The organism is Streptomyces sp. GL_140 (assembly GCF_057834465.1).
In genome coordinates this window covers 3,165,043-3,178,103 of the sequence record NZ_CM174404.1, presented here as the reverse complement: position 1 = coordinate 3,178,103, position 13,061 = coordinate 3,165,043, and the positions used below count along the sequence as shown (strand labels likewise).

General features: G+C 72.0%; 11 protein-coding genes. 6 read left to right on the top strand and 5 right to left on the bottom strand.

Going from position 1 to position 13,061, the window contains the following annotated elements:
* Positions 1-39: 39 nt before the first annotated feature.
* Complete coding sequence (gene hppD, locus AC3IYJ_RS14830; RefSeq protein WP_489401763.1) at positions 40-1,191, top strand: 4-hydroxyphenylpyruvate dioxygenase; 1,152 nt, start codon at positions 40-42, stop codon at positions 1,189-1,191.
* Positions 1,192-1,317: 126 nt separating this feature from the next.
* On the opposite strand, the gene AC3IYJ_RS14825 is transcribed toward hppD, so the two are convergent.
* Complete coding sequence (locus tag AC3IYJ_RS14825; protein ID WP_489401762.1) at positions 1,318-2,952, bottom strand: tetratricopeptide repeat protein; 1,635 nt, start codon at positions 2,950-2,952, stop codon at positions 1,318-1,320.
* Between the two features lie 165 nt (positions 2,953-3,117).
* Here AC3IYJ_RS14825 and AC3IYJ_RS14820 point away from each other — a divergent pair, with 165 nt between their 5' ends.
* Positions 3,118-4,467, top strand: a complete 1,350-nt coding sequence (locus tag AC3IYJ_RS14820) for an FAD-binding oxidoreductase (RefSeq protein ID WP_489402816.1) — start codon at positions 3,118-3,120, stop codon at positions 4,465-4,467.
* Positions 4,468-4,472: 5 nt separating this feature from the next.
* Here the strand turns inward: AC3IYJ_RS14820 and AC3IYJ_RS14815 are convergent, their stop codons facing one another.
* On the bottom strand, positions 4,473-4,949 hold the full coding sequence (locus AC3IYJ_RS14815; protein ID WP_489401761.1) for an SsgA family sporulation/cell division regulator: 477 nt from the start codon (positions 4,947-4,949) through the stop codon (positions 4,473-4,475).
* A 277-nt stretch (positions 4,950-5,226) separates the two neighbouring features.
* Here AC3IYJ_RS14815 and AC3IYJ_RS14810 point away from each other — a divergent pair, with 277 nt between their 5' ends.
* Together AC3IYJ_RS14810 and AC3IYJ_RS14805 are read left to right on the top strand one after the other, a co-directional pair.
* Complete coding sequence (locus AC3IYJ_RS14810) at positions 5,227-6,525, top strand: RDD family protein (protein ID WP_489401760.1); 1,299 nt, start codon at positions 5,227-5,229, stop codon at positions 6,523-6,525.
* Positions 6,526-6,614: 89 nt separating this feature from the next.
* Positions 6,615-7,337: an RDD family protein gene (locus AC3IYJ_RS14805; protein WP_489401759.1), complete on the top strand. Its 723-nt coding sequence runs from the start codon at positions 6,615-6,617 to the stop codon at positions 7,335-7,337.
* Positions 7,338-7,426: 89 nt separating this feature from the next.
* Here the strand turns inward: AC3IYJ_RS14805 and AC3IYJ_RS14800 are convergent, their stop codons facing one another.
* Positions 7,427-7,714: a hypothetical protein gene (locus tag AC3IYJ_RS14800; RefSeq protein WP_489401758.1), complete on the bottom strand. Its 288-nt coding sequence runs from the start codon at positions 7,712-7,714 to the stop codon at positions 7,427-7,429.
* Between the two features lie 382 nt (positions 7,715-8,096).
* Here AC3IYJ_RS14800 and AC3IYJ_RS14795 point away from each other — a divergent pair, with 382 nt between their 5' ends.
* The gene (locus AC3IYJ_RS14795; protein ID WP_489401757.1) at positions 8,097-10,505 is read left to right on the top strand and encodes an immune inhibitor A domain-containing protein; all 2,409 of its coding nucleotides are present in this window, start codon (positions 8,097-8,099) and stop codon (positions 10,503-10,505) included.
* A 112-nt stretch (positions 10,506-10,617) separates the two neighbouring features.
* Complete coding sequence (locus AC3IYJ_RS14790) at positions 10,618-10,917, top strand: hypothetical protein (RefSeq protein WP_489401756.1); 300 nt, start codon at positions 10,618-10,620, stop codon at positions 10,915-10,917.
* Positions 10,918-11,038: 121 nt separating this feature from the next.
* On the opposite strand, the gene AC3IYJ_RS14785 is transcribed toward AC3IYJ_RS14790, so the two are convergent.
* Together AC3IYJ_RS14785 and AC3IYJ_RS14780 are read right to left on the bottom strand one after the other, a co-directional pair.
* Positions 11,039-11,638: a nicotinamidase gene (locus AC3IYJ_RS14785; protein ID WP_489401755.1), complete on the bottom strand. Its 600-nt coding sequence runs from the start codon at positions 11,636-11,638 to the stop codon at positions 11,039-11,041.
* Positions 11,639-11,702: 64 nt separating this feature from the next.
* A complete protein-coding gene (locus AC3IYJ_RS14780; RefSeq protein ID WP_489401754.1) occupies positions 11,703-13,031 on the bottom strand; it encodes a nicotinate phosphoribosyltransferase in 1,329 nt (442 codons plus the stop codon).
* Between the last annotated feature and the right edge of the window lie 30 nt (positions 13,032-13,061).

Sequence of the window (13,061 nt, the reverse complement as noted above, 5' to 3'; positions counted from 1 at the left end):
ACTATTGCGCATCTTGTGGAACGGCGGGACTCTGCGCTCATGACTGAGACCCAGCCTCTCGACACCGTCCCGCACACCGCGCGCAAGGCCGACCCCTTCCCGGTCAAGGGCATGGACGCGGTCGTCTTCGCCGTGGGCAACGCCAAACAGGCCGCGCACTACTACTCGACGGCCTTCGGCATGAAGCTCGTGGCCTACTCCGGACCGGAGAACGGCAGCCGCGAGACGGCAAGCTACGTCCTGACCAACGGCGCCGCGCGCTTCGTCCTCACCTCGGTCATCAAGGCGTCCACCGACCGTGGCCGCTTCCTCGCCGAGCACGTCGCCGACCACGGCGACGGGGTCGTCGACCTCGCGATCGAGGTGCCGGACGCACGGGCGGCGTACGCGTACGCCGTCGAGCACGGCGCCCGCGGTCTGGACGAGCCGTACGAGGTCAAGGACGAGCACGGCACGGTGGTGCTCGCCGCCATCGCCACCTACGGCCAGACCCGCCACACGCTGGTCGAGCGCGTCGACTACACCGGCCCGTACCTGCCGGGCTACGTGGCCGTCGCGCCGATGGTGGAGCCCCCGGCCAAGCGGATCTTCCAGGCCATCGACCACTGCGTGGGCAACGTCGAGCTGGGCCGGATGAACGAGTGGGTGGCCTTCTACAACAAGGTCATGGGCTTCACGAACATGAAGGAATTCGTGGGCGACGACATCGCGACCGAGTACTCGGCGCTGATGTCGAAGGTCGTCGCGGACGGCACGCTCAAGGTGAAGTTCCCGATCAACGAGCCGGCGATCGCGAAGAAGAAGTCGCAGATCGACGAGTACCTGGAGTTCTACGGCGGGGCCGGCGTCCAGCACATCGCCCTCGCGACGAACGACATCGTCGCCAGCGTACGCGCGATGCGCGCGGCGGGCGTGACCTTCCTGGACACCCCCGACTCGTACTACGACACGCTCGGCGAGTGGGCGGGCGAGACCCGGGTGCCGGTCGAGACCCTGCGCGAGCTGAAGATCCTCGTCGACCGCGACGAGGACGGCTACCTGCTCCAGATCTTCACGAAGCCGGTGCAGGACCGCCCGACGGTCTTCTTCGAGATGATCGAGCGCCACGGCTCGATGGGCTTCGGCAAGGGCAACTTCAAGGCCCTGTTCGAGGCGATCGAGCGCGAGCAGGAGAAGCGCGGCAACCTCTAGCCCGCACCGCGGGGCCCGCACCGCCGACCCGCACCACCGACCCGCGCCGCCCGGTGGCGCCGGGCCCGCCGACGGGCCCCGCTCCACCGGGCACGGACCCCCCACGGGGCCCGTCCGGGCCCGAGCTCAGTGCCCTGAGGGGCTGGGGCTCGGGCCCGGCTTCGCTCCCGGCTTCGGCTTCGCCTTCGGGAGCTCCGGGGCCACCCACGGGGTGGTGGGCTGCATGTTCTCCGGACCGCCCGCCGGGGGCTGGCCGATCGAGGCCAGGGCGTCCTTCGCCAGCGGCCCCCGCACCGGTGAGAACCGCGGGTTGGTCCGCAGCGCCTCCTGGAGGTGGCGCCGCGCCCCTGCCTCGTCCCCCAGGCCCCGCTCGATCATCGCCCGGTGGTACGAGAACTCCGCGAGCCGCAGCCCCTTGTCGGTGGCCTGCTTCGCGTACTCCAGCGCCGCCGTGTCGTCGCCCGCCTTGTGCAGCGCCCAGCCCAGCGCGTCCGCCACCTGCAGGTTCTTGTGCTGTGCCCACTCGGCCGTCAGGCGTCGCACCGCCGCCGCCGGTTCGCCGTGGTCCGCCTCGAACTGGCCCAGGACCAGCGCCTCGTTGACCCCGCCGCCCGTGCCGGCGCCCGCGCCACCGCCAGTGCTGGCGCCCGCGCCGCTGCCCGCGCCGCCCCGGCCGGCCAGCGCGGAGAGGCCCTCGTACACCGTCCGCGCCTCGTCGCCCCGCCCCAGCGACTCCAGCAGCTCGCCCAGCTCCAGCGACAGCCTCGGCAGCGGCGCCCGGCCCAGTGCCAGCCGGTAGTCCCGTACCGCCTCCCCGCCCCGCCCCAGCGCGGCCAGCACCCGGGCCCGCCCGCCCAGCGCGTCCGCCTGCGCCGGATCGGTGCGCAGCGCCGCCTCGTACTGCCGCAGCGCCTCCGTCTCGTCGCCGCGCTCCCAGGCCAGCTCCCCGAGCCGGAACAGCACGTAGGCCTTCTCCGCCGGGGCCTTGGCCGCGCCGCCCGCGTGCTCCATCGACATGGTGGCGTCCTCGCGCCAGCCGCGGTCCCGGTAGACCTGCGAGGCACGGACGAACGCCGCCAGCCCCGGCCGCATGTCCACCAGGCGCTCCATGGCCTTCTCGGCCGCCTTGTAGTCGCCGAGCCCGGCGTAGGAGTCCACGAGCACCGGGTACGCCGTCCACCGCTTCGGCGCCTGCGCCCGTACGAGCTCGCCCCAGCGCTTCCCGGTCCCGTAGTCCCGCCGGGCGTTGGCCAGCGCGCCCATGCCCGTCATCGCGTCGAAGTTCCCCTTCTCGACCGGGCGCACCTCCAGCGACCGCTTCAGGGCCTGCTCCGCCTTCGGGTACCAGGCCGGATCGGCCGTCCGGCGCGCCTGCTCCAGGTACGCCGACCCGAGGACCGCCCACGAGGCGTCGTCGTCGGCGTGGCCCGCGAGCCACTTCTCCCGGTCCGCGACCAGCGCCGACAGGTCCACCGCCGCCGCGGGCGCGCCCATCCCGACCGCCGAGCGGGCCCGCTCGCCGGGTCCCGGCGGACGGGCGTCGTCGCCCCCGCGGGCCGGGCGGATCAGCAGGGCTCCGGCGATCAGGACCACCGCGACCGCCGCCGCCACCAGGGTCTTGCGGCCGGTCAGGTTCACGGACGGGGCAGGCTGGCGGAACTCCGCCCGCCGCGGCTGCGGCTCCTCGAGGAGCCGCTCCTCGGCCGACGCCTTCTCGGGCGGCGCTTTCTTGGGCTGCACAGCCTGACGCATGGGATCCATGGGGTCACTGTGCGTCAATATGATGAGTTCGCGGAGGTGTCCGAAGAGCGTCGTGGGCGTGTTCACACCGATGGCCCCGACTGTCACGCTGGCCCCATGGATGAGGAAGATTCCACCCGGCTCCACACGTCGTCCCACGCGTCGTCCCACGAGCGGCTCCACGCGATGCTCCTCGAAGGCCTCCCCGCCGGGGCCCTGCTCACCGACCCCCAGGTGACCGCCTCCTACGCCACCGACATGGCCAGCTTCTGCGCCGCCGGCACCCCGGCCGCGGTCGTCCTGCCCCGCACCGCCGAACAGGTCCAGCACGTCATGCGCACCGCCTACGCGCTGCGCGTCCCCGTGGTCCCACAGGGTGCCCGCACGGGCCTGTCGGGCGCGGCCAACGCCTCCGACGGCTGCATCGTGCTGTCCCTCGTGAAGATGGACCGGATCCTGGAGATCGACACCGTCGACCGGATCGCCGTCGTGGAGCCCGGAGTCGTCAACGCGGTCCTCTCCCGCGCCGTCGCCGAGCGGGGCCTGTACTACCCGCCGGACCCCTCCAGCTGGGAGCAGTGCACCATCGGCGGGAACATCGGCACCGCCTCCGGAGGCCTGTGCTGCGTCAAGTACGGGGTCACCGCCGAGTACGTGCTCGGCCTCGACGTGGTCCTCGCCGACGGCAGGCTCATGCGCACCGGCCGGCGGACCGCGAAGGGGGTCGCCGGGTACGACCTCACCCGTCTGTTCGTCGGCTCCGAAGGCAGCCTCGGCGTGGTCGTCAGTGCCGTCCTGGCGCTGCGCCCCGCACCGCCCCGCCAGCTCGCGCTCGCCGCCGAGTTCCCCTCGGTCGCGGCCGCCTGCGAAGCCGTCTGCGCCGTCATGGAGGCGGGTCTGACGCCCTCGCTGCTGGAGCTGATGGACCGTACGACCGTCCGCGCCGTCAACGCGCTGGGTCGGATGGGCCTGCCCGAAACCACCGAGGCGCTGCTCCTCGCCGCCTTCGACACCCCGCACGCGCCGGCCGATCTGGCGGCCGTGGGCGAGCTGTGCACCGCCGCCGGGGCGAGCGCCGTCGTACCGGCCGAGGACGAGGCCGAGTCCGAACTGCTGCTCCAGGCCCGGCGGATGTCCCTGACCGCGCTGGAGGCCCTGCGGCCCGCGACGATGATCGACGACGTGTGCGTACCGCGCACCCGGCTCGCCGAGATGCTCGACGGCACCGCGGCCATCGCGCGCGAGCACGACCTGCTCATCGGGGTCTGCGCGCACGCGGGCGACGGCAACACCCACCCCGTCGTCTGCTTCGATCCGGCGGACGAGGACGAGGCCCGGCGGGCCCGCGCGTCCTTCGACGAGATCATGGCGCTGGGCCTCGCGCTGGGCGGGACCATCACGGGGGAGCACGGGGTCGGCGTCCTGAAGAAGGAATGGCTCGCCCGCGAACTGGGCCCGGTGGGCCTGGAGATGCAGCGCGCCGTCAAGCACGCCTTCGACCCGGAGGGGCTGCTCAACCCGGGCAAGCTGTTCTGACGGGGTCACTCCCCGTCCGCGGACTCGTCCGACGGCCACGGGTCGCGCATCCACAGTTCGTCGGCCGGAGTCGGGGTGAGCAGCTCCGCCAGCGCGTCGTCGAGGCCGAGCCGCTCGGCCTCGGTGCCGGGCGGCACGATCCGCAGGGTGCGCTCCAGCCAGGTGGACACGGACGCGGCGGGGGCCTCCAGCAGGGCGTCCCCGTCGGGGGAGCTGAGCGCCATGCACAGCACGGCCTTGTTCTCGACCTTCGTGGGCCAGATCCGGACGTCTCCGTGGCCGCACGGTCGGAACACCCCCTCGACCAGCAGTTCGCGGGCGAAGGTCCAGTTGACCGGGGTGCTGGAACCGGTGTGGAAGGTGATGTGGACGGCGTACGGGTCGTCCGTGAGGTAGAGGAGCCGGGCGGCGACGGGGATGCTGCGCTCGGGGGAGAGGACCAGCTTCAGTTCCAGCTCGCGTTCGACGACGGGGTGGTGCATGACGGCCTCACTTCGGTGCGGTGTACGTACTTCTGCCGGTGAGCGGGGCCGGTGAGCGGTCCCACACCCGCAGAGAGCGCCGAAGTGCCCGGGCATGACGCGACTTCTCGGGGCAATCTCAGGATTGGCCGAATTCTGTCGGGTGACCGGAATCGTGCGTACGAGACCGCGTTCGCTCAAAGGCTTGGATTCTCCCGTTACCGGACCTGTCGGGGGGCGGTTCTTGGCTATGGTCCACCCCTGCACAAGCCTCAAGCCACGATCGGAGTTGGGGACATTGACGGCCTCCCCTGGTGACGGCGAGCACGCGGCCCGCGAGGGCTACTACCCCGATCCGTCCATCCCCGGGTACGTCAGGTTCTGGAACGGCCTGAACTGGGTTCCCGGTACGAGCCGCCCCGCGGTCGCGGCGGACGAGACGGGTCCGGTGTTCCTCGACGAGACCGGTGTCACGGAGGCGCTGCGCGAGCCCGAACGCGAACCCGAGCCCGAACGCGAGCCCGAACGCTGGCCCGAACCGGAGCCGGAAGCCGGGCCCGAGCCCGTGGTGTGGCAGGCCGACCCCCTCCACCAGTCCGGCTTCGGCGGGCCGCGCGACCACCGGGTGTCCTGGGGCAACGAACCCGCCGCCCGCCCGGCGGGGATCTCCCTGGCCCGTACGCCGGTCCCGGTCCCCGGCCCCGCCCAGACGGCCGTGGCCGCGCCCGTACCCGCGCCGCAGCCGGTGCCCGCGCGGGTCTCCGGCTCCGCGGCTCCCGAGGGCATCGGGATCCTGTCGGCCCGCTCCCCGGTCAGCGCGGCCGCCCCCGCCGCCCCCGCCCCCGCCGCCCCCGTCCCCGCCGCCCCCGTCCACGCCGCCCCCGTCCACGCCGCCCCGGCCCACGCCGCCCCGGCGCCGGCCCCGGTCCCGGCTCCCGCCCAGGCCTGGCCCCCCGCCCCGGTCCCGCCCGCCGAGCCGGCGGTGCGCTCCCGGCCCGTGGCGCAGCCCGTGGAGCGCGAGGCGCCCGTAGCGCCGGTGAGGTCCGCGGAGCGGGCCGCGCCCGCCGCCGTGCCCGCCGCACCGAGGCCGGTCACCCAGCGGGCCGTGTTCGAGCGGATGGCGGAACGGGCCGTGCGCCCGGCCGGGTTCGGGCGCCGCGCCGCGGCCCGGCTGCTGGACACCCTCGTCTACGCGGGCGTCGCGACCGGGGTGGCGCTGCCCCTCGTGCCCGGGGCGACCGCACACCTCCAGGCCAAGGTGGACGCCGCCCGGGCGACCGGACGGACCACCACCGTGTGGCTGTTCGACGGCACCATCGCGGGCTCGCTGGGACTCGTGCTCGGCGCCGTCCTCGTCTTCGGCGTCCTCTACGAGGCCCTGCCCACCGCCCGTTGGGGCTGCACCCCGGGCAAGAAGCTCTTCGGCGTGCGCGTCCTGGCCGCCGCCACCCTGCGTCCGCCCCGCTTCGGCACGGCCCTGCGGCGCTGGCTCGTGTACGCCTTCCTGGGGCTCCCGGGGGCCGTGTGGGCCCTCGGGGACCGCCCGCGGCGCCGGACCCTCCACGACCGGCTGGCACGCACGTACGTGGCCCGCTAGGGCCTCGCCCGGGGCCGCCCGTACGGGCGCGTCCCCCGAATGGCCACGTCCCCGTTGCGGGTCGGGCCGGGCCGGGTTCGACTCGGGCCATGAGCACCGACCAGCCGCCGCCCGGCCAGCCGCCCGAGGACGACCCGTTCCTCAAGAAGCCCCAGGAACCGACGCCCCCGTCGGGTGGTTCGCCGTACGGCTCACCGCCCACCGGCGGGTCCGGCCATCCCCCTCCGCCCCCGCCCGGAGGTGGAGGAGGGTTCCCGCCGCCCCCGTACGGCGGCGGTGGCGACCCGTACGGCGGTGGCCCGTACGGCGGCGGCATGCCCGACCCGCTGGCCGGGATGCCCCCGCTCGCCGACTTCGGCAAGCGGCTCGCCGCCCGCATCATCGACGTGGTGATCGTGGCCGTCCCGCTGTTCCTGATCCAGCTGGCCTTCGGGACGAACCGCTACACGGTGGACACGAACAACGGCGAGGACGTCTCCGAGGTCATCACCAAGTCCTACAGCGGCAGCGGTCTGGTCATGACTTTGATCTCAATCGCCGCCTACGTCGGCTACGACTGGTGGTTCACCAAGAAGAACGGTCAGACCTTCGGCAAGAAGTGGATGGGCCTGCGCGTCGCGATGCTCAACGACGGCAGCGTCCCGCAGTCCAACGCCGCGCTGTCCCGTGCGGCCGTGCTCTGGCTGCCGACGCTGATCTGCTGCTTCTGCCTGTGGCCGATCGCACTCGCCATCTCGATGCTCGTGGACAAGCCCTACAAGCAGGGTCTGCACGACAAGGTGGGCAAGACGGTGGTGGTCCGGTCCGGCTGACCGGTCCGGCGGTCGGCAGGCGTACGCAGCTCAGCGCGCGGGCGGTCTCCCCAGTGGGAGGCCGCCCGCGCCGCGCTGTGCCCGAACGGTCAGTGGTGGACGGGGTGTTCGGAGGCGGTGGCGGCCGCCTCCACGTCCTGCGGGACGGTGTCGGGCACCGGTGAGGCGGTCCTCGTACGGGCCGTCGCCGCGTGCCGGCCGCGCCGGCGCGGGATCGGCACGGTGAGTGCGACGAGGAGCCCGAGGGCGAGGGCGGCGGCGGAGATGACCGCGACGCCGAGTCCCGTGCTCGTCTGCGAGAGCAGCAGCATGGCGATCGTCGAGACGATGACGGTGGCGGACCCGTAGGCGAGCTGTGCGGCAGTCGGACGCGGCATGGCGATATCCGTCCTCGAAGCGGGAGGGGGAGTCGGCTCAACCTGGTCGGGCGTCAAGTGACTCTACGACGGTGGATGCCCGAGCTGCACTGCCGGTAAGCGCGACCTAACCCACAGCTGCGGAGCACAGGGGGCGCACGGGGCTCATTCTCCGGCCGGACTCGAGGCGGGGAAGCGTCGTTCGTCCCATATGGCCGGGGTACGTCCGCATAGCGGAACTCCGAACCCGCATAGTGCAGTTGTAAGGATCAAGTCAAGGTCTGTCTTTTCTTGAGACTCTCCGGTCAAATGTCGTCACTTGAGACGCGCGCCGCACGGAACCCCCCGCTCCTATGGAGACGTTCCGCACTTAGTCGCGGCCGCGGGAGGGGAACGACGTCAAGTGACCAGCAATTCCGCGAGGCGGCGAGCGCTCCGCGCCGCCGCAGTCGGCGCGACCCTGGCCGTCACAGCGGCCACCGGCGCAGCCTTCTCGATCGCCCAGGCGGACCCGGGCCCGACCGCCCGTGCCGCCGACCGTCAGGACCCGACCTCCTCCGCCAAGGAGCAGGTCGACCACAACCTGAAGGGTCCGTTCAGCGACCAGCAGGCGCAGGCCCGCAAGGCCGCCCTGGAGCAGGTGCTCTCGGGCAAGAAGCAGGTCGAACAGCGCGGCGCCTCCAAGGTGGTCAAGCTCGACGACAAGAAGTACGTCGAGCTCGGCCGCGAGAAGACCGACAAGATCTTCACGATCCTCGTCGACTTCGGCGACCAGGTGGACAACACCACCATGTTCGACCCGGACGGTCCGGGCGGCCCCAAGCCCCCGGTCGTCAAGTACGGCGGCACCCCGGGGCCGGCGCACAACCAGATCGCCCAGCCCGACCGCGCGACGAACAACAGCACCGCGTGGCGCAAGGACTTCAGCCGTGACTACTTCCAGGACCTGTACTTCGGTACCGGCCAGGGCAAGAACTCGCTGAAGACCTACTACGAGAAGACCTCCTCGGGCCGCTACTCGGTCGACGGCGTGGTCACCGACTGGGTCAAGATCCCGTACAACGAGGCCCGTTACGGCTCGAACTACTGCGGCCAGAAGAACTGCAACAACGTCTGGGACACCGTCAGGGACGGCGTGAACGCCTGGGCCGACGCGCAGAAGAAGGCCGGCAAGACCGACGCCGAGATCAAGGCGATCCTGTCCCAGTACGACCAGTGGGACCGCAACGACTACAACAACAACGGCAACTTCAACGAGCCCGACGGCTACATCGACCACTTCCAGATCGTCCACGCGGGCGAGGACGAGTCGGCCGGCGGCGGCGTGCAGGGCGCGGACGCCCTGTGGGCGCACCGCTGGTACGCCTACGGCACCGACGCGGGCAAGACCGGCCCGGCGAACAACAAGGCCGGCGGCACCCAGATCGGCAACACCGGCATCTGGGTCGGCGACTACACGATGCAGCCCGAGAACGGCGGCCTCGGCGTCTTCGCGCACGAGTACGGCCACGACCTCGGCCTCCCGGACCTCTACGACACCACCGGTGGCGGCGAGAACTCGGTCGGTTTCTGGTCCCTGATGTCGGCCGGCTCCTGGCTCGGCGACGGCAAGGACTCCATAGGCAACCTCCCGGGCGACATGACCGCCTGGGACAAGCTCCAGCTGGGCTGGCTGAACTACGACACGGCCAAGGCCGCGACGAAGTCCACCCACAAGCTGGGTGTCTCGGCGTACAACACCAAGGACAAGCAGGCGCTCCTCGTCGAGCTGCCGAAGAAGCAGGTCAAGACCGACGTCGTCGCTCCCGCCGAGGGTTCCTCGCAGTGGTGGAGCAACATGGGTGACGACCTCAAGAACACCCTGACCCGCTCCGTGGACCTGACCGGCAAGAAGTCCGCCGCCCTGTCCCTCAAGGGCTGGTGGGACATCGAGCAGGACTACGACTTCCTGTACACCGAGGTGTCCACCGACGGCGGCGCCACCTGGAACGCCCTGCACGGCACCGCCGACGGCGCGGAGATCCCGGCCGACGCCTCCGGCAGCCCGTCCCTCACCGGTGTCTCGGGCGCCTGGAAGAACCTGGCCTTCCCGCTCGACGCCTACGCGGGCAAGAAGGTCGACCTCCGCTTCCGCTACCAGACGGACGGCGGCGCGGGCGGCAAGGGCTTCACGGCCGATGCCGTCAACATCACCGCGGACGGCTCCACCCTGTTCGCCGACGGCGCCGAGAACGGCGACAACGGCTGGGCCGGCAAGGGCTTCTCGCGCATCGGCGCCGGCTTCACCAAGGAGTACGCGCAGTACTACCTGGCGGAGAACCGTCGCTACGTCTCGTACGACTCCACCCTCAAGGTGGGCCCGTACAACTTCGGCTTCGCCAACACGAAGCCGAACTGGGTCGAGCACTACTCGTACCAGGACGGTCTGCTGATCTGGCTCTGGGACACCTCCCAGAAGGACAACAACACCAGCGTCCACCCGGGCTCCGGTCTGATCCTGCCGATCGACGCCAACGCCAAGCCGATGAAGTGGTCGGACGGCACCCTGCTGCGGAACAAGATCCAGCCGTACGACGCGCCGTTCAGCGCGTACTCGACGGACGCCTTCACCCTGCACAAGAACGGTGAGGCGCTGTTCCTGAAGCCGAAGCCGGCCAACCTGGTCTTCGACGACCACAAGGGCAAGTACTACTACGACGAGAACCCGACCGGTTCGGTGAAGACCACTGACACCAACACCAAGATCAAGATCGTCAAGGAGCCGTACGACGGTCTCCAGATGACGGTCGAGGTCGGCCCCGCCGTTAAGTAATTCGGTAAAACTGCAGGTCATAGCATGATCGGCCGTCGCCCCTCTAGCGGGCGGCGGCCGATCGCGTTTAGATGCCTGTTGCGAGTTTCTTATTGACGGGGGAGATGAAGGCATGCCCGGTGGAGGTTTTGTCAGATTGCCCGGCGGCAGCGTGGTCGTCGCGCTCACGCTGCCCAGACCGTCCGGAGAGGGCGGAAACGTCCGGGTGCTGGTGCACGCGGCGAACCGGGCCCGCGCCCTGACCAGGCTGCGTAACCTCGGAATGCGCGCCGTCTACCTGCGGGGCAACGCCCACCCCCCGACCCCGGACGAGGTCACCGCCGTCCTGCACCACCCCGACGGCCTGCTCTGGCGCGGCGCGCCCGACCGGGCGCAGGAGCTGTGGCACCCGATCAGGGCGCTGCTGGGCTGACCACCAGGGCCCTGCCGGGCCGCGGGGGGCCGGAGGGCCGCCCCGGGTCCGCGAGAGGGCTGACAGGGGCCGACACGGGCCGACGGGGGCCGGGCGGCGGTGTGCGCCGCCCGGCCCCCGCTCAGCCGGCCACCACGGGCGTGCCGCTCAGCTCGACCCCGGCCTCGCGGAGCTCGGCCAGGGCGCGGGTGGTGGTGTGCGGGGCCACGCCCGCCGTCAGGTCCAGCAGGACGTGCGTACGGAATCCCGCGCGGGCCGCGTCCAGGGCGGTGGCCTTGACGCAGTGGTCGGTGGCGATGCCCACCACGTCGACCTCGGTGACCTGGCGGTCGCGCAGCCACTCCGTGAGCCCGTGGCCGTTCTCGTCCGCCCCCTCGAAACCGCTGTACGCGGCCTCGTACGCCCCCTTGTCGAACACGGCGGCCACGGCCCCCGAGGCGACGGCCGGCGCGAAGTTCGGGTGGAAGCCCACGCCCTCGGTCCCGGCGACGCAGTGGACGGGCCAGGAGGTCTCGAAGTCCGGCTGCGCCGGGGGGCGGGCGAAGTGCGACCCGGGGTCGATGTGGTGGTCCCGGGTGGCGACGACGTGCCGGTATCCGGCGGTGGCCTGCCCGATGAGCTCGGTGATGGCGGCGGCCACGTCGGCCCCGCCGGTGACCGCGAGGCTGCCGCCTTCGCAGAAGTCGTTCTGTACGTCGACGACGATCAGTGCGCGGTGCATGTCGCGTGTCCTTCGGTTGATGTGATTGCCGCTGCGCGGGCTTCTTCCCCCGACCCGCGAAGGGCTACGCGTACTCGGTCGGGATCACGGCCTCGCCGCGCGAGAGCTGCGTGGCGGAGAGCGGGAGGCCCGCCAGGGCCTCGCGGTGGCGGTCGCGGGCGGCCTCCAGGGGTTCGCGGGCCACCACCTCGCCCGCCTTCACCAGCTGGACCAGCAGCTGCGAGTCGGCCAGCGCGGCCGGCACCGGCCCGGTGCCGACGACCTCGGCCTCCGCGACGCCCTCGGAGTCGGTCCGCCGGGCCGCCCACTTGCGGCCCCCGACGGAGGTCTTGCCGCCCGAGGACTTCTTCGCGACCGACACCAGCGGCGCCTTCACGTCCGCGGAGGCGGCCCGCGCCACCAGCTTGTAGACCATCGAGCAGGTCGGGTGCCCGCTGCCGGTCACCAGCTGGGTGCCGACCCCGTAGGCGTCCACGGGGGCCGCCGCCAGGGAGGCGATCGCGTACTCGTCCAGGTCCGAGGTGACCACGATCTTCGTCGCCGTCGCGCCCAGCTCGTCCAGCTGCTGGCGCACCCGGTGCGCGACGAGGAGCAGGTCCCCGGAGTCGATCCGGACCGCGCCCAGCCCGGTCCCGGCGACCTCCACGGCCGTGCGGACCGCTTCGGCGACGTCGTAGGTGTCCACCAGCAGGGTGGTCCCGTTGCCCAGCGAGGCGACCTGCGCCGTGAAGGCGCCGCGCTCGTCGTCGTGGAGCAGGGTGAAGGCGTGTGCGCTGGTGCCGACGGTGGGGATCCCGTAGCGGAAGCCGGCCGCCAGGTCCGAGGTCGAGGTGAAGCCGCCGACGTACGCGGCCCGCGCGGAGGCGACGGCCGCCAGCTCGTGCGTGCGCCTGGCGCCCATCTCGATCAGCGGCCGGCCGCCGGCGGCCGAGGACATCCGGGAGGCGGCCGCGGCGATCGCCGAGTCGTGGTTGAGGATCGAGAGGATCACCGTCTCCAGCAGCACGCACTCGGCGAAGCTGCCCTCGACGCGCAGGACCGGGGAGCCGGGGAAGTAGACCTCGCCCTCCGGGTAGCCCCAGATGTCGCCCGAGAAGCGGTACGAGGCCAGCCAGTCGAGGGTCCGGGCGTCGACGACGGCCCGCTCGCGCAGGAACTCCAGTACGGCGCCGTCGAAGCGGAAGTTCTCCACCGCGTCGAGCACCCGGCCGGTTCCCGCGAGCACTCCGTAGCGCCGCCCCTCGGGCAGTCGCCGGGTGAAGACCTCGAAGACCGAGCGCCGGTCGGCGGTGCCGCTGGCCAGCGCGGCCTGCAACATCGTGAGCTCGTAATGGTCCGTGAAGAGCGCTGTCGACGGCACGTCCACCGGCAGGCCCAGGTCCGCAGGGTTCATGCGACGGATGCTAGCGCACATCTCGTCAGA